Source organism: Paenibacillus ottowii, assembly GCF_050516475.1.
Taxonomy (GTDB): domain Bacteria; phylum Bacillota; class Bacilli; order Paenibacillales; family Paenibacillaceae; genus Paenibacillus; species Paenibacillus ottowii.
On the sequence record NZ_CP191577.1, the window covers coordinates 50,214 to 74,022 of the forward strand.

At 47.4% G+C, this 23,809-nt stretch carries 20 protein-coding genes; 6 read left to right on the top strand and 14 right to left on the bottom strand.

What is annotated here, in order from left to right:
• The first annotated feature begins 10 nt into the window (after nt 1-10).
• From gcvT to gcvPB, 3 genes are all read left to right on the top strand, one after another.
• Complete coding sequence (gcvT, locus tag ACQQ6X_RS00225) at nt 11-1,111, top strand: glycine cleavage system aminomethyltransferase GcvT (protein ID WP_305167567.1); 1,101 nt, start codon at nt 11-13, stop codon at nt 1,109-1,111.
• Between the two features lie 125 nt (nt 1,112-1,236).
• Nucleotides 1,237-2,592, top strand: a complete 1,356-nt coding sequence (gene gcvPA, locus ACQQ6X_RS00230) for an aminomethyl-transferring glycine dehydrogenase subunit GcvPA (RefSeq protein WP_305167568.1) — start codon at nt 1,237-1,239, stop codon at nt 2,590-2,592.
• Complete coding sequence (gene gcvPB / locus ACQQ6X_RS00235) at nt 2,589-4,085, top strand: aminomethyl-transferring glycine dehydrogenase subunit GcvPB (RefSeq protein ID WP_305167569.1); 1,497 nt, start codon at nt 2,589-2,591, stop codon at nt 4,083-4,085. The genes gcvPA and gcvPB overlap by 4 nt, the downstream gene beginning before the upstream one ends.
• Before the next feature lie 128 nt (nt 4,086-4,213).
• On the opposite strand, the gene ptsP is transcribed toward gcvPB, so the two are convergent.
• The 10 genes from ptsP to ACQQ6X_RS00285 form a co-directional block, all read right to left on the bottom strand.
• Nucleotides 4,214-5,926: a phosphoenolpyruvate--protein phosphotransferase gene (gene ptsP, locus ACQQ6X_RS00240; RefSeq protein WP_063212056.1), complete on the bottom strand. Its 1,713-nt coding sequence runs from the start codon at nt 5,924-5,926 to the stop codon at nt 4,214-4,216.
• On the bottom strand, nt 5,919-6,194 hold the full coding sequence (locus ACQQ6X_RS00245; RefSeq protein ID WP_013372579.1) for an HPr family phosphocarrier protein: 276 nt from the start codon (nt 6,192-6,194) through the stop codon (nt 5,919-5,921). Before ACQQ6X_RS00245 ends, ptsP begins: the two co-directional genes overlap by 8 nt.
• Nucleotides 6,195-6,304: 110 nt before the next feature.
• Complete coding sequence (gene ptsG / locus ACQQ6X_RS00250) at nt 6,305-8,350, bottom strand: glucose-specific PTS transporter subunit IIBC (protein WP_305167570.1); 2,046 nt, start codon at nt 8,348-8,350, stop codon at nt 6,305-6,307.
• 249 nt (nt 8,351-8,599) lie between these two features.
• Entirely contained in the window at nt 8,600-9,463 is an 864-nt protein-coding gene (glcT, locus tag ACQQ6X_RS00255) for a glucose PTS transporter transcription antiterminator GlcT (RefSeq protein WP_305167571.1), read from the bottom strand.
• Between the two features lie 193 nt (nt 9,464-9,656).
• A complete protein-coding gene (locus tag ACQQ6X_RS00260; protein WP_305167632.1) occupies nt 9,657-11,192 on the bottom strand; it encodes a flotillin family protein in 1,536 nt (511 codons plus the stop codon).
• Nucleotides 11,193-11,240: 48 nt separating this feature from the next.
• Entirely contained in the window at nt 11,241-11,759 is a 519-nt protein-coding gene (locus tag ACQQ6X_RS00265; RefSeq protein WP_305167573.1) for a protease, read from the bottom strand.
• Between the two features lie 173 nt (nt 11,760-11,932).
• On the bottom strand, nt 11,933-13,096 hold the full coding sequence (locus ACQQ6X_RS00270) for an iron-containing alcohol dehydrogenase (protein WP_305167574.1): 1,164 nt from the start codon (nt 13,094-13,096) through the stop codon (nt 11,933-11,935).
• 183 nt (nt 13,097-13,279) lie between these two features.
• Entirely contained in the window at nt 13,280-14,923 is a 1,644-nt protein-coding gene (locus ACQQ6X_RS00275; protein ID WP_305167575.1) for a UDP-glucose--hexose-1-phosphate uridylyltransferase, read from the bottom strand.
• Between the two features lie 17 nt (nt 14,924-14,940).
• Nucleotides 14,941-15,930: a UDP-glucose 4-epimerase GalE gene (gene galE, locus ACQQ6X_RS00280; RefSeq protein ID WP_305167576.1), complete on the bottom strand. Its 990-nt coding sequence runs from the start codon at nt 15,928-15,930 to the stop codon at nt 14,941-14,943.
• A 1-nt stretch (nt 15,931) separates the two neighbouring features.
• Entirely contained in the window at nt 15,932-17,110 is a 1,179-nt protein-coding gene (locus ACQQ6X_RS00285; RefSeq protein WP_305167633.1) for a galactokinase, read from the bottom strand.
• A gap of 220 nt (nt 17,111-17,330) precedes the next feature.
• On the opposite strand from ACQQ6X_RS00285, the gene ACQQ6X_RS00290 reads away from it, so the two are divergent.
• Nucleotides 17,331-18,197, top strand: coding sequence for an AraC family transcriptional regulator (locus tag ACQQ6X_RS00290; protein ID WP_149033977.1), 867 nt, complete (start codon nt 17,331-17,333; stop codon nt 18,195-18,197).
• 140 nt (nt 18,198-18,337) lie between these two features.
• On the opposite strand, the gene mgrA is transcribed toward ACQQ6X_RS00290, so the two are convergent.
• The 4 genes from mgrA to ACQQ6X_RS00310 all read right to left on the bottom strand — a co-directional run bounded on the left by mgrA (nt 18,338) and on the right by ACQQ6X_RS00310 (nt 21,770).
• Nucleotides 18,338-19,357: an L-glyceraldehyde 3-phosphate reductase gene (mgrA, locus tag ACQQ6X_RS00295; protein WP_305167577.1), complete on the bottom strand. Its 1,020-nt coding sequence runs from the start codon at nt 19,355-19,357 to the stop codon at nt 18,338-18,340.
• An 84-nt stretch (nt 19,358-19,441) separates the two neighbouring features.
• Nucleotides 19,442-20,182, bottom strand: coding sequence for an NAD-dependent protein deacylase (locus ACQQ6X_RS00300; RefSeq protein WP_305167578.1), 741 nt, complete (start codon nt 20,180-20,182; stop codon nt 19,442-19,444).
• A complete protein-coding gene (locus ACQQ6X_RS00305) occupies nt 20,179-20,949 on the bottom strand; it encodes an HAD family hydrolase (protein ID WP_305167579.1) in 771 nt (256 codons plus the stop codon). Before ACQQ6X_RS00305 ends, ACQQ6X_RS00300 begins: the two co-directional genes overlap by 4 nt.
• Nucleotides 20,950-20,963: 14 nt before the next feature.
• The gene (locus ACQQ6X_RS00310) at nt 20,964-21,770 is read right to left on the bottom strand and encodes an alpha/beta fold hydrolase (protein ID WP_305167580.1); all 807 of its coding nucleotides are present in this window, start codon (nt 21,768-21,770) and stop codon (nt 20,964-20,966) included.
• 314 nt (nt 21,771-22,084) lie between these two features.
• Here ACQQ6X_RS00310 and ACQQ6X_RS00315 point away from each other — a divergent pair, with 314 nt between their 5' ends.
• Nucleotides 22,085-23,119, top strand: a complete 1,035-nt coding sequence (locus ACQQ6X_RS00315; RefSeq protein WP_305167581.1) for an acyltransferase family protein — start codon at nt 22,085-22,087, stop codon at nt 23,117-23,119.
• A 176-nt stretch (nt 23,120-23,295) separates the two neighbouring features.
• The gene (locus ACQQ6X_RS00320; protein WP_063212044.1) at nt 23,296-23,544 is read left to right on the top strand and encodes a KGG domain-containing protein; all 249 of its coding nucleotides are present in this window, start codon (nt 23,296-23,298) and stop codon (nt 23,542-23,544) included.
• Nucleotides 23,545-23,809 lie beyond the last annotated feature (265 nt).

Consider the following 23,809-nt stretch of genomic DNA (forward strand, 5'->3'; position numbering starts at 1 on the left):
GAGTGGAAAAATGTCTAATTTGCGAAGAACACCACTATATTCGTCCTACGGGACGCAACCCGGAGTTCGTTGTATTGACTTTGGCGGGTGGGAGCTCCCCGTTCAGTTTAGCGGCATTCAAAAAGAACATGAGGCCGTCCGCCAACGCGCGGGTTTATTCGATGTCTCGCATATGGGCGAGTTTTTGGTTGAGGGCAAAGAAGCCGAGGCTTTTTTGCAGCGAGTAACCACAAATGATGTCAGCCAGTTGGAACCGGGCCAGGCACAATATTCACTCCTGTGTTACCCCGACGGAGGCGTAGTGGATGACTTACTTGTATATTGCAAAGGACCAGAGCGCTACATGCTCGTTGTGAATGCTTCCAACATCGACAAAGATTGGGATTGGCTCATTCGTCACGTACCTGCATCGGTTCATCTGGAGAATGTGTCTGACGCAATAGCATTGCTGGCATTGCAAGGACCAGAAGCAGCACGCATTGCCGCTGCCGTAACAGATACAGATATAACGAATCTGGCATCTTTCCGATTCCAGGAGAACGTGCAATTGTTTGGAGCAAAAGCGCTTGTCTCGCGAACCGGATATACCGGGGAAGACGGCTTTGAATTTTATATACCTGCTGAGGAAGCACCTGCCGTCTGGGATGGTTTGCTTCGTTGCGGTGAGTCGTATGGGCTGATTCCTGCTGGACTTGGTGCTCGCGATACGCTGCGCTTCGAGGCGCGGCTGCCGCTGTACGGACAGGAGTTATCTGCCACCATTTCACCGCTTGAGGCTGGTTTAGGTTTCTTCGTCAAGCTGAGTAAAGGAGATTTTATCGGCAGGGAAGCACTACAACGCCAGAAAGAACAAGGAATTCCTCGCAAGTTGATTGGGCTGGAAATGATGGACCGCGGCATCCCGCGCGCTCATTATCCGGTATTTGCTGAAGGCCAACACATCGGTGAGGTCACCACGGGCACCCAGTCGCCCACCTTGAAGCGCAATCTAGGGCTGGCCCTGGTGGACAGTCGTTTTAGCACCCTAGCTACACCGCTGGAGGTCGAAATTCGTGGTAAGCGTCTGCGTGCGGAGGTGGTCGCAGCCCCCTTTTATAAACGACCACGCTGATCTTAAACTCTCTTCATTCCTGAAAAAGCGATCATATCGTGTGTGAAATTCTGGATTTTCCAATCCCGGTTATATATTAGCTAATTTATTATCTAAATTTTGCTTTTTGAAAGGAGCCAGAACCTATGAAGCAGCATCGCTATCTCCCCATGACCGAACAAGACCAAACCGAAATGCTGCATGTGGTGGGCGTATCATCCATTGACGAGCTATTTAGTGACATTCCAGAGGCTATTCGATACCAAGGGGAACTCCCTCTTTCCTCTCGGCTCGACGAAAGAGCCTTAACCCGCCACATGGCCAGACTGGCCGGACACAATGCCAATACTGATACACATGCCAGCTTTCTTGGTGCAGGCATTTATGATCATCATATTCCGTCCGTTATCCAACACATCACCTCACGATCCGAATTTTACACCGCCTATACCCCTTATCAGCCGGAAGTAAGCCAGGGCGAGCTGCAAGCCATCTTCGAGTTCCAGTCGTATATTTGCGAATTGACAGGTATGGCTGTAGCGAATGCCAGTATGTACGATGGGGCGACAGCTCTGGCGGAAGCAGGCTCATTGGCTACCGCAGCCACGCGCCGTAAACAGCTCATCGTATCAAGGTCTGTCCATCCAGAGGCACGTCAGGTATTGGCAACCTATGCACGCGGATTGGATTTGGACATCGTGGAGATTGGCTGTTCAGACGGCGTAACGGATGTCGATGCGTTAGCCGCAGCTGTATCGGAACAGACGGCGGCTGTTTTGGTTCAGAGTCCCAACTTTTTCGGAGCCGTCGAAAATTTGAAGCCGATGGCTGACCTCATCCATGCGCAGCAAGGGCTTATGGTTGTCAGTGCCAACCCACTGGCGCTTGGCTTATTGGAGGCGCCTGGCAAGCAAGGCGCAGATATTGTGGTAGGCGACGCGCAGCCGCTTGGGATCTCGTCCTCCCTCGGCGGTCCGACCTGCGGTTACTTTGCCGTTTCACAGGCGCATATGCGCCGTATCCCTGGACGGATTGTAGGCCAAACCACAGACCGTAACGGCAAACGCGGTTTCGTACTGACCTTGCAAGCGAGAGAACAGCATATCCGCCGCGAAAAGGCTACCTCTAACATTTGCTCCAATCAAGCGTTGCTTGCTTTAACGGCATCAGTGTACTTGTCCGTCATGGGAAGACAGGGTATCCAGGAAGTAGCCGAGCTGAATGTGCATAAGAGTCGCTATGCATTAGAGCAATTGCTGAGCTTGAAAGGCATAACTGCCTCGTTTCATGCACCGACTTTTAATGAGTTTGCCCTTAAACTGCCTGAAGGTATGGATATAAGTAAACTTCAGGACAATCTGTTAGCTGCCGGATTTATTGCAGGCTATGATTTGGGCCGGGACTATCCGGAGCTTGCTGGACATATGCTGATTGCCGTAACCGAGCAAAGAACCAAAGAAGAGATCGACCAATTTGTACACACCTTGGAGGGATTGCTATGACACACGCCGGACAGGATCAGAAACAAGAGCTGTTGCAGGAACATGATCAGGCGCTCATTTTTGAATTGAGCCGTCCGGGTCGCATCGCCTATTCCCTTCCTGAGTGCGATGTCCCTCGTCGCCCGGTAGCAGAGCTTTTGCCAGATTATGCGCTGCGCAGCGAGCCTGCGGCGTTACCGGAGGTATACGAAGTAGATGTTATTCGCCACTATACCGCTCTGTCCCAGCGCAATTTTGGCGTCGACAACGGATTTTATCCGCTCGGCTCCTGTACGATGAAATACAACCCGAAGGTGAACGAGGATGTCGCCCGTTACGCAGGCTTTGCTAAAATCCATCCCTATCAGCCGGAGGGTAGCGTCCAGGGTGCTATGGAGCTGCTGCATACGCTCCAAAACGATCTGGCTGCGTTGACCGGCATGGATGCCGTCACGCTTCAGCCCGCTGCTGGCGCCCATGGCGAATGGACCGGGCTGATGATGATCCGCTCGTACCACGAAGCACGTGGTGAGCGACGTACCAAGGTGCTCGTGCCGGATTCCTCGCATGGAACGAACCCCGCCAGTGCAAGTGTCGCGGGCTTCGAAACAGTCACCCTACCCTCCACCCCAGAGGGGCTGGTGGATCTGGATGCGCTGCGTCAAGCCGTAGGCAACGACACCGCTGCGCTCATGCTGACCAATCCAAACACGCTGGGTCTGTTCGAGAAGCATATTACTGACATTGCCGCGATCGTGCATGACGCAGGTGGTCTGCTTTACTATGACGGGGCAAATTCCAACGCCATCATGGGGATTACCCGCCCCGGGGATATGGGCTTCGATGTGGTGCATCTCAATCTGCACAAAACGATGAGCACCCCTCACGGCGGAGGCGGCCCTGGCGCGGGACCTGTCGGCGTAAAGCAGCGACTGATTCCCTATTTGCCCAAGCCGCTTGTCGTACGTGATTCGCAGGGTATGTACCGCTGGGATCGGGAGCACGGAGATTCTATTGGACGGGTTAAAGCCTTTTACGGCAACTTTGGCATTCTCGTCCGCGCCTATGCCTATATTCGCAGCTACGGTCCTGATGGCTTGAAGCGAGTATCCGAATGCGCTGTACTCAATGCCAACTACATGATGCATCGGTTGGCTCCGCATTTTGACCTGCCTTACCCTGGGCATTGCAAACACGAATTTGTCATGTCAGGGCGAGGCTTGAAGAAATTTGGAGTGCGCACGCTGGATGTAGCCAAACGATTGCTTGATTTCGGTTATCATCCACCTACCATTTATTTTCCGCTAAATGTAGAGGAATGCATCATGATCGAGCCGACGGAAACAGAAAGCAAAGAGACGCTGGATGCTTTTGTCGACACTATGATTCAAATTGCGCGCGAAGCCGAGGAGGATCCTGAGCTGGTGCTCAATGCACCCTATACCACTCCCGTCACGCGCCTGGATGAAACCACTGCGGCACGTAAACCTGTGTTGAATTGCGCATGTAGTTAAAAATCAATTTCAACCTAGTAGCCCAAAGCATACAAAAAAGCCGGTATCTGTTTAGATACCGGCTGCTGTATGTATACAGCAATTTTTGTTGGAAAAAGATATAACCTTTGAAAATGTGATACCCTTCCTTATGCTTCGATGCTTTGAACCAATTCAACAACTTGCTCAGCTGTTTGCATATCCAGAGCTTTTGCAGCCAATTTCTCCATGTCCGCACGGGACAATTTTGAAATTTGGCTACGTGCTGGCAGAATGGAAGTAGCGCTCATGCTGAACTCATCAAGTCCCAGACCCAGCAGCAACGGAATTGCTGTTGCGTCTCCTGCCATTTCACCGCACATGCCAACCCAACGTCCTTCACGGTGAGCGGCATCAATAACCATTTTCACCAGACGCAGAATGGATGGATTGTATGGTTGATACAGGTAAGATACCCGTTCGTTCATACGATCCGCTGCCATCGTGTATTGAATCAGATCGTTAGTACCGATACTGAAGAAATCCACTTCTTTTGCGAATTGGTCAGCCAATACTGCAGTAGAAGGAATTTCAACCATGATGCCCAACTGAATTTCTTCAGATACGGCTACACCCTCGGCTACCAACTTTTCTTTTTCTTCCAACAAAACAGCTTTCGCTTCACGGAATTCGTTCAGCGTAGCAATCATTGGGAACATAATGCGCAGGTTACCATGCACGCTTGCACGCAATAAAGCACGCAATTGAGTGCGGAAAATATCCTGGCGATCCAGACACAGACGAATCGCACGGAATCCGAGGAATGGATTCATTTCTTTTGGCAGATCCAGATAAGGAAGTTCTTTGTCGCCACCGATGTCCAAAGTACGGACTACAACTGGCTTACCTTCCATTTTTTCCAGAACGGTTTTGTAAGCAGTGTACTGTACTTCTTCGGATGGGAGCTTGTCGCGTCCCATGTACAAGAACTCCGTACGGTACAAGCCGACGCCTTCTCCACCGTTGTCCAGAACACCAGCTACATCGTTAGGCGTACCGATATTGGCTGCCAGTTCGACATGAACACCATCGACGGAAACCGTAGCTTCGCCACGCAGCTTGCGCCACTCTTCGCGTTGCTTGTCATAAGCCACCTGTTTAGCACGGTATTCCGCAACAATTTCTTCGGTAGGATTCACGAATACATGACCATCCAGACCATCGACGATAATCAAATCCCCGCTTTTCGCTTGAGACAATATATTTTTTGTTCCTACAACAGCAGGAATTTCTAATGAACGAGCCATAATAGCCGAGTGCGAAGTGCGTCCGCCGATGTTTGTTGCAAAGCCTTTAACAAATTCACGGTTCAGCTGAGCTGTGTCGGAAGGTGTCAAATCTTCTGCAAGTACAATCGTTTCTTCGGCAATTTCTGCAGGGCTGACAAAATGAACACCAAGCAGATGATTGAGCACCCGTTTGGTTACATCACGCATGTCCGATGCGCGTTCTTGCAAATACGCACTTTTCATATTTTCAAACATGGAAATAAACTGTGTAGCTACTTCATCCAAAGCATAGTCAGCATTGAGCTGCTCGTCTCTGATTTTAGCTTTAACCGGATCGATCAATTCAGGATCGTTCAGGATCAGCAGGTGAGATGCAAAAATTTCTGCCTTCTTCTCACCCAGCTCCCGAAGTGTTTTCTCCTTAATCGATTCCAATTCGGTTTGAGATTCTGCCAAAGCCGCGTCCAATCTTGCGATTTCAGCTTCAACATCACCAACCGCGCGTCTCTCTACAGCGTAATTCGGATGCTCCAAGATAAACGCCCGGGCAATGGCTATGCCTGCCGAAGCGGCAATCCCGGAAATTTTAAGCATGAACTTCGCCCAGCCCTTCGTTAACGATTACATTTTCAAGAGCTTTCAATGCTTCAGCAGCTTCAGCGCCTTCACAGATAATGTTAATAGTATCACCTTGTTCCAGACCCAGAGACAATACACCCAGAATGGATTTCAAAGTTACTTTTTTACCGTTAGCTTCGGCGAAAGATTCAGCACCGCTGAATTTGTTAGCTGTATTTACCAGCGCAGTTGCAGGACGTGCATGAATACCGTCTTCATCCGTGATTCTAAAAGTTGTTTGCATAATTTGTTCCTCCCACTTTCCTAAAGATAATATTTGTTTACACGCAGTATACCGGACAGAAGACCAGGCGGCCTAAGCCGCCTAATCAACTAAACCGAAACACATAGAGTTTATTTTATCGTAATTATACCATCTTCGCCAGCCTTCAATACTCCAGTTTTGTTTAAAGTTACCGAAGAACCTTCTGGAAGGTTGGTGAAAATGACAGGTGAAATGATGGATTTAGCGTTGGCCTTTACATATTCCAGGTCTACTTTCATGATAGGCTGACCTGCTGACACAAGATCGCCTTCGTTCACCAAAACGTCAAATCCTTGGCCTTTAAGCTTCACTGTATTTACCCCGATATGAACAAGCACTTCTTTACCACCATCGGATTGAATACCCACCGCATGCTTGCTTGGGAATACATTGAATACTTTACCATAGACAGGGGAAACAATGGTTCCATCATTTGGCACTACCGCAAAGCCATCACCTGTCATGCGTTCTGCAAAGACCGGATCGGGAACGGTCGAGATATCAACCAATTCACCGTTAACTGGCATTACGATATCTTCTACAACAATCGTTTGCTTTTGTTCTCCGGCTTCCTTTTCCTCCTGTGGAGCTGGCTCTGAAGGAGCAGGTGCAGGTGTACGTCCTGCCATGATATCAGCCATTTGAGTTTTAATTGTATCGGAACGAGTACCGAAGATCGCCTGTACATTGTTACCCACTTCAAGGACACCCGATGCGCCCAGTTGTTTCAGACGAGCTTTATCCACGTTTGACTTCTCATTAACTTCGATCCGAAGACGTGTAATACATGCATCCAGATGCTTGATATTGGATGATCCACCGAAGGCAGCCAAAATGTTATGTGGAAGCTCATCACTGCTACCGCTTGCTGCACCATCCACATTTTCTGTAGCTTCTTCACGTCCTGGTGTTTTCAAGTTGAACTTCCGTATGATGAATCGGAAACCGAAGTAGTAAATAACCGCCAAAATCAGACCGACGATAATTACATACCACCATGGCGTACGGGTTGGAATAATCCCGAAAATCAGGAAGTCAATAAATCCACCAGAGAACGTCATACCGATTTTAACATTCAAAATTTGCATCGTCATAAATGACAAACCTGCAAATACACAGTGTACTGCGAACAGCAATGGAGCTACGAACAGGAAGGAAAACTCCAGTGGCTCCGTAATACCTGTCAGGAACGAAGTCAATGCAGCTGAACCCATGATACCTGCTACATATTTTTTGTGTTCCGGTCTTGCTTCATGATACATCGCAAGTGCTGCTGCTGGTAATCCGAACATCATGAATGGGAACTTACCTACTTGGAACGTACTTGCTGTCAGTGCTACGCCGTCGCGAAGCTGACTAAAGAAGATCTGCTGGTCACCGTGAACGGTTTGACCTGCTTTGTTAACATATTCACCAAACTCAAACCAGAATGGTGAGTACCAGATGTGGTGTAGACCAAACGGAATCAGTGCACGTTCGATAACACCGAACAGGAACGCCGACAAGGTCGGGTTGGAATAGACCATAAAGTGAGATACTGCATTGAGTCCTTGCTGAACTGGAGGCCAGATCAGAACCAGTGCCAAGCCGACAATCAGTGAAGATACTGCCGTTGCAATTGGAACAAAGCGCTTACCCGCGAAAAAGCCCAGGTACGAGGGAAGCTCGATTTTGAAAAATTTGTTGTACATAGCAGCGGCCAGGATACCTATGATGATCCCGCCGAACACCCCGGTTTGAAGTGTAGGAATACCCAACACATTCGCATAACCCGGTATCTTTTGAGCAATCAGACCAGGTGTGACACCCACGGCTGTACCCAGCGTAATGTTCATAACGAGGTAACCGATGATCGCAGCCAAACCTGCTACACCTTCGCCGCCCGCCAGACCAACGGCTACGCCGACTGCAAACAACAGCGCCAGATTATCAAAAACAATTTGTCCGGCATTCATCATGATCGTCGCTACCGATTGAACCCAGCCCGCATTTAATGCCGGAATGTACTGGAGAAAATCAGGATTGACCAGCATGTTGCCGATACCCAATAAAAGCCCCGCAGCTGGCAAAATGGCTACTGGAAGCATTAATGCTTTACCGACACGCTGTAAAACGCCGAAAAGCTTTTTAAACATACCTTCCACATCCTTCTCTGAAATTTAGAACAGAGGTAAAACAACAAAAAAGGCATGAGCCGATTTAAGTATGTTTGAACACAACCTTGGGATATAGCTTACCCCAGTAGGCTGTAAACAATCATAACTTAAAGCAACTCATGCCTGATCGAATCAGTAACACGTTAAATGTTTAGTTGTTGTCTTCCTCATTGCAGAATTGATTATAGCACCACGCTAAATGCGAGGCAATACTTTTTTATTCGGGTTTTATCTTGTTTGTTGCTCTCCCTGCTCCTTGCGTTGAGACAAACGCTGTAGATGCATCGTCAAATAGCTAACTTCAGCTGGATACACCGGTTTACGCAGCCTCTTCTCCATAATCTTCGTAAGTTTCCAAGCTAGCATATACATTTCTGGGTATTCTTCGTTCAAAAGCTTGTCCAATCGGTAAATCTCCTGCACAATCTCTCCTCGTCGTACACGTTCAATCGCAAACCTCAGATGAGTCAGCAGACGAGAATAATCAAGGGATTGAAGAGGAATCCGGTAATCCAGGGTCGTCTCGACAACCTGAACCATGTCAGCAATTAGACGAGAATCTTTCCTAACCTCGGAGATATGCTGGTTTGTCATCGCGCTATAAATATGCAGAGCTACGAATCCGATTTCATCTTCTCCCAGATCCACGCCCATCTTCTCCTTGATTAAATCAACAGCCTGCTCAGCCATCTTGTATTCCTGAGGATATATTTCCCTAGTTTCATACAAGAATGGATTATGAATCGTAATCCCCTGTTTATGACGATTAATGGAAAACGCAATATGGTCGGTTAAAGCAATCAATATGTGCTCATTAAGAGGCTTTTTGGCTTGAAGCTGAACAAGATGAAGCACCTCACCGATGACCTCAATGAGCTTTTCATCCAGCTCAGGAAGCAATCGTTTGTATTGCTCCTGCTCTTCATGGCTTTTTAATATAAATAATTTTTCAACTGAATCCAACGGCATTAGATCGCCGGGTTTGCGATTGAAACCGATTCCTTTTCCAATCACGACAACCTCATCATGCTCGGGATGCATCCCTATAATCACATTGTTATTCAGCGCTTTGGCCACTTTTAGGCTGCTCACATCCGCACCTCTTTTATCAGAACCTTGATCCTAAGAATTATAGCATGAAGCTCAGAGGAATCCACGTTAAAGTACCAAATATTCCGCTAAAGGTCAATAAAAAGAAAACGCTTTTCATCACAATTTCCAGGAAATGCTGTGATGAAAAGCGGTCTTTTGGGTTCTGAAAATTTTACTCCCCAAAGGCTTATCGTTACTCTTTATCCGTTAGTGCTACCTCAACCAGGGCTGGATGATGCAGCTTGTTTGCATCATCGGAGGAGGGGACGGAATGAATGCCTTTTTTTCCAGTGGATAGTCCCTTGATCAACTGCTCTACATCGATGCCCGATACACTTTTAAGCATCTCGGGAGCCGTCGCCATCAGCTCTGTGACATAATTGCTGACACGCGTTGCTCCTTCCCCTTTACCTGTATCCACAACAGTCAGTTTATCAATGGATGCTATCGGTTCGGCAATGCGTCCAGCCAAATCCGGCAGCATTTTCACGATAATATCGAGCACAGCGGCCTCTCCAAACTTCTGGAAAGCCTCTGCCAGTTTTTCCTTGGCCTCGGCTTCCGCGAGACCACGCAAACGGATGACGTCCGCATCTGCCGTACCTTTGGCCCGTTCTGCATCCGCTTCTGCTTGCCCGTTCAGACGTTTTTGTTCTGCTGATGCTTTAGCCTGTGTTTCAATTGAGTATTGCAGCGATTCCGCCTCACGCATTTTACGCGCTTTGTCGGCTTCCGCCGCTTGTTCTACCGCATATCGATCCGCTTCCGCCTTCTTTTTCACTTCCGCATCATATTGCTTTTCACGTACCTGTATTTCCTTGGCTTGAATATCAATTTCCCGTTCTTTACGTACCAACTCGACCTTCATCTGTTCCTCGACAGCCGTCTGCTTGGCACGGGCCTCCTGAATGTGATAGGCCTGATCGGCTTCCGCCCTGGCTGTATCCTGTTCTTTCTTAAACGAAGCCACTTTCAGTTCCTTCTCCTTGGCTGCCTCGGCAATATTCGTATCCCGCAACAGTTCGGCCTTCTGACCTTCCTGTTCTGCCTGCGCCTTCTGAATTCGGGCATCCCGCACAGCCTCGGCTTCTGCAATCTCTGCATCCCGTTTCACAGCAGCAATTCTCGGCTTACCGAGCGCATCCAGATATCCATGTTTATCACGTACATCTTTGATGGTGAAGGAGACGATCTGCAAGCCCATCTTTTTCAGATCGCGAGCAGCCACGCCTTGCACTTCCTGCGCAAACCGATCCCGATTACGGTATACTTCCTCCACTGTCATGGAACCGAGGATTGCCCGCAAATGTCCCTCCAGCACTTCCTGAGCCTCTCCTCTAAGAGCTTCCAGTGGCTTTCCGATGAACTGTTCAGCTGCTGTGGCTACATCCTCGATGGAACTGCCGACCTTGATAATCGCCACACCATCCGCAATCACGGGCACTCCCTGCTCTGTATATACTTCCGGGGTGGTTACGTCCAATTTGTGAGATAACAGAGAAATAAATTCGGACTGCTGGAAAATGGGCCAGATGAAGGCCCCCCCACCACGTACAATTTTAATCTTGCGACCTGATTCATCCTCTGAAATGTTTTTATTCCCCAGAAAAGAACCGGTCACAATCATTCCTTCATCCGGTCCTACCGTTTTGTAACGGGCCCAAAAAGCGATCCCTAATATGACGATAACAATGACAACAATTCCAGGGACCAACACAATATCTTGCAAATTTGACACTCCCGATCACGCTCCCTTCAAGTTAAGCGAATGCGCCGTCTATGTGTCCAGGTACGCTACGCGGACGACGCCCTCTGCGACCTCAACCACGACGATACGGGTTCCCGCAGCTAGCGGTTTGTGATCAAAGCTCGATGCTGTATGTATGGTGTTGCCTGCACCCAAGCGGATCATAACTTCCCCGTAACCAACCTCAGGTACAGGAATGGTGACCTCACCGATTCTGCCAGTCAGTTCACGCATCGAGAAGCCGCTGGATACCTCTGAATTGGCCATGGGCTTGATAAATGCAAAAAATACTAGCACTCCAATCACAAATGCAATCCCTAAAGCTAGCACAACGACCCAGCCCATAGTCAGCCCGGTATACTTTGTAAGTAGTACCCCAGCCCCGCCAAAAGCAGTCAAAGCCCCAAGCAGAACGACAGGTCTGAACCAATCAAGGCCCGGCAGCTCTAATGCCCCATCCAGCCAGCTACCGAGTACATCCCCGATCAACACACTGACCACAGTAAAGATTGCGCCCCCTGCCAACAACCACCAAAATAAGGTTTCCATACGACTCCTCCTTCCATGTACCTTTTCAGCCTGGTTTCCAGTCTATAACTATGTTTACGTATTCAACCTTAAAAAGTTTCAAAATTTTCCTCTCATATCTCAACTTAAACCCAAAAAAGCACGTTCGTACGTCTAATGACGTACAAACGTGCCCACAAAGCCTCGAAGATCGTTTACAGGGATGCTTTGTAAATATCAACTACATCATCGCGATTGAGCTTGTTAAAGCCACCAAAAGCTCCAAATTTCACAGCTTTATCAGCCATTACGTCAATTTTGGACGCATCAATATCGTAATCAGCCAGACGGCTTGGCGCACCAATCGAGTTCCAGAAATCACGCAACGCCTGAATACCTTCCAACGCTACTTCTTCATCACTCTTGCCTTCTGGGTTTACATGGAACACATTCACTGCCAGTTGCTTGAAGCGTTCAGGCTTCACATGCAGATTGTGTTTCATCCAGTTCGGGAACAAAATAGCCAGTCCCCCACCGTGTGGGATATCATAAACAGCAGACACAGCATGCTCAATATTATGAGTAGCCCAGTCACCTGTCAGCCCCATGTTCAAGAAACCGTTCAGTGCCATCGTACCACAATACATAATCGTTTCACGCAGCTCATAGTTTTCCAGATCGTTGACCAGTCCTGGAGCCGCATCTATCACCGTACGCAAAATCGTTTCACACCAGCCCAGTTGAACCGGAGTATTGGATTCCAAATGGAAATAATGCTCCAGCGTATGTGACATCATATCCACAATTCCGTAAACAGTTTGATTCTTGGGCAGAGAGTATGTGTTCACCGGATCAAGAATGGAGAAGGCAGGAAACGCATGTACGCTACCCCATCCCAATTTTTCCTGTGTTTTTTCGTTTGTAATAACAGAACCTGCATTCATTTCAGAACCGGTTGCTGCCATAGTCAAAACCGTACCTAATGGCAAGGCTGCTTGTGGAGTTGCTTTACGCTCCGCAAAATCCCACATATCGCCATCATATTTTGCACCAACAGCAATAGCTTTGGAGCAATCCAGTACACTGCCACCGCCTACAGCCAGTACAAGGTCGATTTGATTGGTTTTGCACAATTCAACGCCTTTATGTACTGTAGACAAGCGAGGATTTGGTTCTACACCAGCCAGTTCGGTTACCTCTGCACCGATTTCACTAAGCAATTTTATTACATTATCATACAAACCGCTGCGCTTAATACTGCCGCCGCCATATACAAGCAAAACACGTTTTCCGTATTTAGGAACTTCACGCTTGAGAGCCTCCAATTGTCCTTTACCGAAGATCAATTGTGTAGGATTATAAAATTCGAATGCTTTCATCGCAAACGCTCGCCTCCAATATTTTTAAAGTTTAATGTTAAGAAACTACTCTATTATAACCTTTACGGTTACAGGAAACAAATTGCATTCATTTCAGAAAAAAAACCATACTCCTTAAGGAGTATGGTTACATTCACATCTTGGGAGGGTTCTCGTATTGTATTATGTGCAGTCTAGGCTACATTATTCTCCCAAGCTATATCCCAAGTGCTTCATAAAGCGGCCAAACGCCTGCTGACCGGATGGATTCCGTTTATACACTCCTGCATGCTCCAAAATTTCACTGAATTTCAGTCCAACCTCATTTTGTACGGTACGAACAGCCGTCTCCTTGTCAGACAGACGACCGAACCGGGTATTCAACTGGTAAATCCAGTCTGCATGCTTAAACAGTGGATGACCTTCTTGCTGCATGGCCACGGCCAATTCATCGTTCCCACACAAAATATCAGCAATTTCATCCAGCTCATCTTTGAGTCGTCCTGGTAGGATGGCAAGTCCCATCACTTCGATCAGACCGATATTTTCCTTCTTGATATGATGCATCTCGCGATGGGGATGAAAAATACCTTCCGGGTACTCTTCACTCGTTCGGTTGTTGCGCAGTACGAGATCCATCTGATATCTTCCTTCGGAATCCCGGCGTACAATCGGCGTTACTGTATTATGCGGAATCGTTTCCCCCTCCGATTCGGTATGAGAGAGAACGTCTACCTCTGGATCACTATACGCCTTCCAAGCTTCAAAAGCAGCATTTCCCGCCTCCAATAGTGCCTCGGCATCTGTTGACGTGAAACGAATGACCGACATCGGCCAATTCACAATCCCCGCCGTAACCTGCGGAAATGCTTTATTATGGTATACGCCGTTCACACCCGCTTTTTCAATTGGGAATGTATGACGACCACCCTGAAAATGATCGTGAGTCAGGATCGACCCACCGACAATGGGCAGATCCGCGTTAGAGCCAATGAAATAGTGCGGAAACGCTTTCGTAAAGGCCAACAACCGCCGCAGCGTATCCTTTGTAAGCTTCATCGGTACATGATCATGATGGAATACAATGCAATGCTCGTTGTAATACACATAGGGTGAATATTGAAAGAACCACGGTTCCCCATTCAATTCGACCGGTATGATACGCAAATTTTGACGGGATGGATGATTTACCCTTCCGGCATATCCAACGTTTTCACGGCACAATTGACATTTGGGGTAAACAGGCGGCGGCAAAAGCTTCGCCATGGCAATTTCCTTGGGACTTTTTTCTGGCTTGGACAAATTAATCGTAATTTCCATATCCCCATAAGGTGTTGCTTGATTCCAATACACATTGCTGGCTACCCGATCCATACGAATGTAGTTCGAATTGATGGATAATTGATAAAAAGCATCTGTAGCCGCCTCTATGCCATGTTCTGCCTCCGTTTGATGAAAGTTACGGATAACTTCAGACGGTCTCGCCATAAGCAATCCCATGATTTTGGAATCCAGCAAATCACGATACGTATCCGTGTTTTCAGGGATAAGCCCAATAGTAAAACCATAATCGATCAATACATTAAGCACAGGCTGGAGAGCTTCGGGGGCAATCATGCCCCCTGCTTCCCCACCAGAGTAAGGTTCCGAAAACCCGAACTGCTCTAATAGCAGATTACGACTATAATCTGTATCTTGCGAACCGATCAAGCCCCTCTTTTGTGCGAATGCAACCAGTTGTTCCACCGCATATAGAGCCGATTGCTGTACAGCTTCGTCGATGTCATAGACCAGATGCCGGGAAAGTTCCTGGTTTTGGTCTTTATCTACGGATTGGCGCTCGCTCATATGTCATCGTCTCCCGTCTATTCGTCGCCGTAGCCTTGAGGGTGCGACTGATGCCATCCCCATGCTCCGCTAATAATATCCTCCAGTTGAGTACGTTTTGGGCTCCAGCCCAGCACCGAACGGGCCTTGTCAGAAGATGCTACCAATATCGCTGGATCGCCTGTCCGGCGAGGTTCAACAATAACTGGAATGTCGAGCCCAGTGACCTTGCGTGCCGTTTCAATCACTTCCTTCACCGAGAAGCCCTGTCCGTTGCCCAGGTTGAACACGTTGCTCTCATTGCCCTCACGCAAGTAATTTACTGCACGCACATGAGCATCCGCCAGATCACTTACATGAATGTAATCACGGACACACGTTCCGTCCGGTGTGGCATAATCCTCACCAAACACAGCGATATGCGAACGCTGTTTCAATGCTGTCTGGAGCACCAATGGGATCAGATGGCTTTCTGGTCGGTGATCTTCACCGATTTTGCCGCTCTCATGTGCACCAGCGGCATTAAAATACCGTAAAGACACATATTTGATGCCTAATACTTTATCAAACCAGGACATCATGCGCTCCATCATCAGCTTTGTTTCACCATACACGTTGGTTGGCTCTGTACGATCGCCTTCTTCAATTGGCACCTTTTCCGGTTCGCCGTAAGTAGCCGCAGTAGAGGAAAATACAATTTTGCTTACGCCGGCATCTTTCATCGCCTCCAGCAAGCTCAACGTGCCAAATACGTTGTTGTCATAATATTTACCTGGATTTTGCATACTTTCCCCAACCAGCGAGTTGGCTGCAAAATGAATAACGGCGTCAATATTGTTTTCAGAGAACAGTTTGGACAGCAGTTCTTTATCCCTCAAATCCCCTTCATACAACTTGCCTCCAAGCAATGCTCCTTTGTGTCCGGTTTGCAAATTGTCCAATACAACAACTTCTTCTCCAAGATCCAACAATTCTGCTACGGTATGTGAACCGATATATCCAGCTCCGCCTGTGACTAAAATGGCCATGTTATTCATCCTCCTTTAGTTCTTTAACTCCGTCCCCTGCCTTGCATACATAAAAGCTGGCTTCCAGCCCTGTACGGGTCTGATAAGCTTCTCCAACTTCCTTCACAAAACGTTCCACATCGTCCTCATGAACCAATGAAACCGTACAGCCTCCAAACCCAGCCCCTGTCATACGAGCGCCCAGCGTGCCGGGAATGCGTCGTGCTTCTTCGACCATGACATCAAGCTCAGTACAGCTGACTTCATACAAGTCGCGTAATGAATCATGCGAGGCGTTCATCAACTGACCGAAATCTGCAAGTTCATTCGCTGCGAGAGCATCGACTGAGGCCAGCACACGAGCGTTTTCCTCCACCACATGCTGTGCCCGGCGGCGCACGGTTTCATCTGCAATATGATGTTGAAGCTCTCCAAACCGAGCTTCATCCAGTTGTGCGAGATACTCTAGTGACGGCTCCTGCTGCTGCAAAATGGACAGTGCTTCGGCACATTGACTGCGACGCTCGTTATAGGCTGAATCCACCAATCCGCGGCGTTTGTTTGTATTACCGATCACGAGCTTGTAAGCCCCAGTGCGGAATGGCACTCTACGGTACTCCAGCGTATCGCACATCAGCAGGATTGCATGATCAGCCGCTCCGTTCGCTACAGCGAACTGGTCCATGATGCCGCAATTGACACCCACGTAATTGTTTTCAGCCCGCTGGGATAACAAAGCAATTTCGACTGTGTCGGTTTTTTGCTTTTCGGTAGTCAGAAACGCGTAGCCTGTCACGACCTCAATCGAGGCTGAGGAAGATAATCCGGCTCCGTTCGGGATTTCTCCATGATAGAGCAGGTCGTACCCGCTAGACGGATAAACTCCCTTTTCAGCCAACTCCACCAGCACACCCACCGGATAGTCCACCCACTCATCCGTTTTGCTTTTACCTATCTCTGTGCGGGGAATCGACACTTCATACGACAGATTTGTGGAAGCAAAATGAATTTGATCATCATTGCGTGCACGAAGGATCAGCGTCGTACCAAATTCCAGCGCAGCCGGGAGTACATAACCACCATTATAGTCGATATGCTCTCCAATGAGGTTAACACGCCCAGGTGCATGAAATATCAGCAGTTCATTGCTGCTTTCACCATATTTTTCAATAAAATGTTTCTTTAATTCAGTAGAGTTCATATCCGCATCCACCTCATTCACCGTTAGTAAAAGCCTCCCTGAATTCCCTGTAATATCTTAATCAGGTTGACATCTCTTATGAGTTCAGTATAAATGAAAGCGTCACACAATGTAATGCATCCATGTGTTTAAGCTATGGATAAATGTGACTTGGATATGTACAATGTAAGTATAACGCATCTACTAAACTATTCACAAATGCAGGAAGGATGACCCTATTTTGCAAGCGTATTCATATAGTTATGCTGTCGCATCTAATCCGGTTTTTTATGAAAATAGCCCGCTACATGTGCTTTTTGCAGGAGAGAGCCAAACCAAATCTGGTCATGCTGTGGGACCGAAAATCTATGATTATTATCTGCTTCACTTTGTGGAGTCAGGCAAAGGCATCTTTCGAACAGAACAGCACACATATCAACTTAAAAAAAACGATTTTTTCCTTATTCATCCAGGTCAACTGGTGAGCTATACCTCTGATGAAGAGGAGCCGTGGCGTTATCGTTGGTCTGCCTTTACTGGACACCATACCGAGCAAGTCGTGCAGGAGGCAGGACTGCGTGTACATCAACCTGTTTTCCATGCTGCCGATCAAAGTCCCATTCCCGGTTATCTGGAGCAAATGCAATTGGCCTTTTACAGCAGAAAATCTAGCTCTCACCTTTCAGCATTAGGCTATTTGTACCTGATTATGGGAGAAGCAAGCAATTACCTGAGTGACTGGGCTGATCCGTCCGGAGCCGATTCGCAAATTCGACGCACAGTCAAACAAATGGTCCAATATATGTCCACCCAGTATGCACACCCTGTTTCCATTGAGCAAATGTCTGAAGGACTTGGCTATAATCGTGCCTACCTATCACGAATATTCAAAAAGGAAACGGGCGTCTCCCCCGTCACCTATCTGCTTAAGCTACGGATCGACAAATCACGTCAACTGCTGCGCGAGCGTCCTGAACTGTCGGTTGAGCAAGTGGCTGCTTCTGTCGGATTAACAGATGCTTTATACTTCTCACGTCAATTCAAACGCTTCTGCGGCCAGTCTCCAACCGAGTACCGGAGCAAGGTTAAGCAGTATCCACTGTCGTAAAGTAAGCTTTAACAGGTTTCCCTAGCTCCCGGCCATAAACACAAACAGCCCGCATCCTTCAAACGGATCCGGGCTGTTAAGTAATATATCATGTAAGAGTATGTGAAATTAGGTTGATGACTCCAGGTTATCTTTTGTTATCAGGCTGTACCGCCGTCTTGTCCGTTCCCGGCATTCAGAATCGAATCAATCCGGTCCAGCTCCTCCTGTGAAAACTCCAGATTGGACAGGGCTTTAACATTCTCTTCGATTTGGCTTACACGGCTAGCCCCAATCAGGACAGAGGTCAGACGTTCACCGCGTAGGGCCCATGCCAATGAGAATTGAGCCAAACTTTGTCCACGTGCAGCAGCCATCTGATTCAAAGCGCGCACCTTGCGCAGCGTTTCTGGTGTCACATGGTTCTCATTCAGGAAAACCGATGTGCTTGCTGCGCGTGAATCTTCGGGAATTCCGTTTAAATATTTGTTGGTCAGCAGTCCCTGAGCCAGTGGGCAAAAGGCAATGCTACCTATTCCATTTTCATCCAGTACATCTTGTAATCCATTTTCAATCCAGCGATCAAGCAAAGAGTATCTCGGCTGATGGATCAACATGGGTGTTCCGAGCTCCCTCAAAATACGAGCTGCTTCGGCTGTTTGCTTTGCGCTATAATTAGACACGCCCACATACAGCGCTTTACCCGAACGTACGATATGATCCAGTGCTCCCATCGTTTCTTCCAGCGGCGTATTCGGATCGAATCGATGCGAGTAGAATATATCGACATAGTCCAGCCCCATTCGCTTCAAACTCTGATCCAGGCTGGATATCATATACTTGCGAGATCCCCAGTCGCCATAAGGACCTGCCCACATATGGTAGCCTGCTTTGGTAGAGATGACCAACTCATCCCGGTACGGTTTCATATCACTGGCTAACACTTGTCCGAAAAATTCCTCGGCTGAGCCCGCAGGAGGTCCATAGTTGTTAGCTAAATCAAAATGCGTGATACCCAGATCAAAGGAGCGAGTAATCATGCTGCGACCATTCTCTGCGTTGTTAATTCCGCCGAAATTGTGCCACAAGCCCAACGAAATAGCGGGCAGCTTAAGACCCGATCTGCCGGTACGGTTATATTTCATACTTTCATAACGATCTTCGCCAGCTAAATAAACCATGCTATCACAGCCTCTCTCGAAACATTGTTATGTCCATCACAACATCATCATAGCGCTTTTATGCGGGCATTGACAAGAAAACGATTACAAGCCCAATTGATGAGCGAGGTTTTCCATAACCCTACCGATCGGTTCAGTGAGCAAAAGATCCGCCTTGTGATCATATGAGGTGGGATCTGTATTCAGCAGCACCGTATGTTTACCGCGAAAATAAGTAATCAAGCCTGCCGCAGGATGGACTGTCAGTGACGTCCCTCCAATTAACAGCAAATCTGCTTGAGAAATGGCTTGAATGGATTGAATAATGGTGTCGTGTTTCAATTCCTCTTCATATAAAACAACATCCGGTTTGATAATTCCTCCATCTACCGGACATTTAGGTACAACCTCGGAACTGCTCATCACTTCATCCAGACTGTAAAAGCGTCCACATTCCATACAGTAATTGCGATGTACCGAGCCATGAAGCTCCAGTACATTTACGCTGCCTGCTGCCTGATGTAATCCGTCAATATTTTGCGTCACAACCGCTTTAAGACGGCCTTGCTTTTCCAAAGACGCAAGGAAATGATGACAGCCGTTCGGCTTCGCCTCGGGATGCAGCATTTTGCCGCGATAGAAGTCGAAAAAGACTTCAGGATGCTTCACAAAAAAAGAGCGGCTAAGCATAACCTCAGGGGAATAAGGCAATTTTTCCTCACTCTGATACAAGCCTGCTGCCGAGCGAAAATCTGGTATACCGCTTTCCGTTGATGTCCCTGCTCCGCCAAAAAAAACAATATTCTGCGATTCCTGTATCCATTCCGCTAACGTATTTTCTTTCATGCTCTACGCACCTCCAGCTCTTCATATCCACGAACAACCTTATCCGCATCCAGCAAATGTCTGGAACGTTCCGGTTCAGGCGCAAATCCAATGGCAAGCCGTACTCCAGCACGCTTGCCCATCTGCATATCCCCATTACTGTCTCCGATCACTACCACGTCCATCGGCGATAGCCCTAGTAACTCACAAGCTTTTTCAGCCATTTCCGGGTCAGGTTTGCCGTATGTAACCCTATCATGTCCGATAATCACATCAAAATAGGATGTCAGTCCCATCCACTCCAAATGCTCTTGTGCAGCTTCTGTACTGTCAGAGGTCACAACCGCCAGCTTCATTCCGGCGCGGCGACTTTGTTCCAATAAGGTCCGTAGCCCCGAGAACACCTTTGCTGCCCGCTGTCGGCGGACGTCAGCCATCGCTGTTTTATTAAATTCTCGAACAAGCTGCACAGCTTCATTCCACGGTATACCCGCAGTATAAAGCTGCCAAGCCAGTACACCCGTGCTTTCGTCCACCGTCCCCATCGCCAGCGGGCCAGAAGGATCGTAACCAATTACACGTCCTTCCTGATCGTGAACAGTGCCTAGAACGTTGCCTTTTTCCATCGTGAAACCGGCTCCCGCTACAGCCAGATGCTGCTCCATCATATCCAGTATAGAACGAGCCCAAGGGCCCCACAACTGAATAAAATCCAGCAACGTGCCATCTTTATCAAATAAGATGCCACGGCATGGATACTGCATTCCCTGCACGATCAGCTCAGACATGCATCACACCTCCTTTACGGGTTCTTAGAAGCTGAATCCACACTTTCTTTCATCCAGTCCTGTAAAGCAGCTACCGTTTGGTTCCATTGCTCAACGGCACTAATTTGCGCGGGATTATCCCCTTTTTGGGCACCGTAACTGCCAAATTGGGCATGGTTCCCCCCTTCGACTGTAAAATACAGCGTGTTAGCGGGTAAATAAGTTCTCCCACTCTGGACATTTTCCATCTGAATGACCCCATCATCACTTCCTAGTAAAGAAATCACTGGCAGATTTTTATCCTTTAAATTACCCTTGTTATCCGGATAGGAAGCAAGGAAAAATACACCTTTGACCTGATCAGGATGTGCAGCTGCGTATCTGGCTGCCATCACACCACCTAACGAATGGCCGCCAATAACAAATGCTTCTTGGGGATACGCCTTTAGCACTTCATTCGCCAAATCCGGAGAGATCAAGGCTAGGTTCAGTGGCATTTTTCCAATAATCACATGATGACCCTTTTCTGCGAGACGGCGTGCCAAGGGCGCATAACTTTCGGGCTTAACCAACGCCCCTGGGTACAAAATGACGCCTGCTCCGCTTCTCTTGGCAGGCTCAAAACTTATCCAGTGCTCTTGCTCATTTACTTTTACAGTATCCGCTACGTCGGCTAATGCAGCAGCCGCCGTCTCATCAGGCTGGTAGGGCGTAAATACCTTCCATGCTCCCCAACCTGCAAATAGCACAATGACAATTAGGATACCTAAAAGAATTTTCCATATTTTCCGAGAACCGCGTGTCCCATAAGCATTGTATGATCTTCTTGTTCTTCTTCTCATTATAAAAGTTCCTTTCGCCTTTCGTATCTCGTGATTCCTAGCTTGAATGTAAAAGTTTTCGCTGTATTCGTTTAGCATAACTATAACCTTGTTAGGGTAACATCGTTGCACATACAGGGTCAAATGAGCACATGTTTCCAGGCGTAAGTCCATCTTTATCGGCTGTTCAAGCTTTCGCCACATAAAAAGGACATGATAACGCTTACTGATGTGAATAAAATCACAATGTTAAAGTCCTGAGTATCGTACCTTGTTCCTTGTAAAGATTATTTTTTAAATAGTTTAGTCGGCAGAAGCCGTTCGGAGGGAGACACATGACGATAAGCCATGATGTACAAGGGGAAAGCTTCTTTCTCAATTTGCGATTTCTGTTGATTATATGCGTATTTGCAGGAAACGCTTTGGAGCCATTAGTCAGTTCACTTCAGCTTGCCCAACAGTGGTTTAGCTGGATATTCATGTATCATATGCCGTTGTTTGTACTCGTTACAGGCTACTTTGCCAAAACTTCTTTGACAGGTCTCGCAGGACGAAAAGTTCTGCTTCAGATCGGTATGCAATATTTGATTTTTCAATCCCTTTATTCCATTTTGGATATCGTAATCTTCCGCGTTCCCCATATCCATCATTCTTTTTTTGCGCCTTATCTGTTACTCTGGTTCCTCGCCAGCCACATCTGTTGGAGACTGCTGATGCTGTCTTTTCAGAAGATTCCACCTGTCGTCCAGTTGGGTATATCCGTGCTACTGGGGATCCTTGTCGGATATCTTCCCGTGGACGGTATATGGCTAAGCGTATGCAGAACCTTTGTTTATCTTCCTTACTTTGTAGCAGGCTATCATTTGAAATATGTGGACGTTCGCCGATTCTTCACAACACCTGTACGTATAATCGCCGGCATTGTATCTCTTCTGTTAATGGTACTGGCAGGAACGTCGTATTTTGGCATCCCGGCAGGCTGGCTGTATGGCAACATGACTTATGGTGAACTAGGCCATACCGAATGGTACGCAGGGATTTACCGTATCGGCATTTATGGAGTTCAATGGATAGCATCTCTGGCGTTTTTAAGCTTTGTTCCAGCCGTCACAGGACGTATAACCGAGATGGGACGGCGTACATTATATGTCTTTTTGCTCCATGGCTTAATCGTCCGTACCGTTGTGGCAAAAGGAGTTTACGAGTATATAGATACCCCAGTGGAGGTCATGTTGATTCTAGTGTGCGCCGCGGGTCTGTGCTGTTTGTTGACCATGCCTTGGGTTCGAACTGCAACACGGCCTCTGATTGAGCCACAGGTAGAATGGATGTTGAAGCCAGCTCCTTATCTTTTTAGACGGTCTGCATAATTTTTTTATTACATCTTTATTTCCCGATCAACACACGACAACCCGCTTACGGACGAAAATGGAGGTAGGTATACCCTTCTTTACTTCGCGCATAGTGCCTGTTTCATACAGACAAAATGTGGTAAATAAAAGATACGCGCAACAAAAAACAACTTTTGAATAAGGAGTGATTTGTAATGGCACGTAATCAAAATCAGGGTAAAATGAGTCGCGAAGAAGCAGGCCGTATGGGTGGAGAAGCTACTTCCAAGAAGCACAATAAGGAGTTTTACCAAGAGATTGGCAAGAAGGGCGGACAAGCAACCGCCAACTCACATGATAAAGAATTTTATCAGGAAATCGGTAAAAAGGGCGGCGATGCCACAGCTGAGTCGCATGACAAAGATTTCTACAGAGACATCGGACGTAAAGGTGGCAGAAATTAAAAGGTAACCTCAATATTCCGCCCTCTTTTCATATAAAAACAAGGCTGAAGCCCATCCGTTTTATTACGGAATGGGCTTTTTCTATTTTTCCGAACCGCCAACAGATCAGAAAAAGAGAGTCTGGAAGAATTAGATTCAAATTCTCACAGATGCAATATATAGATAAATAAAACTGTTCATATCTATATATTGTTGCTTACAGAACAATTCTATCCTCTTTCAAAAATCCTTATATATGTAGAAAAATGCGCACAACTATGATAGA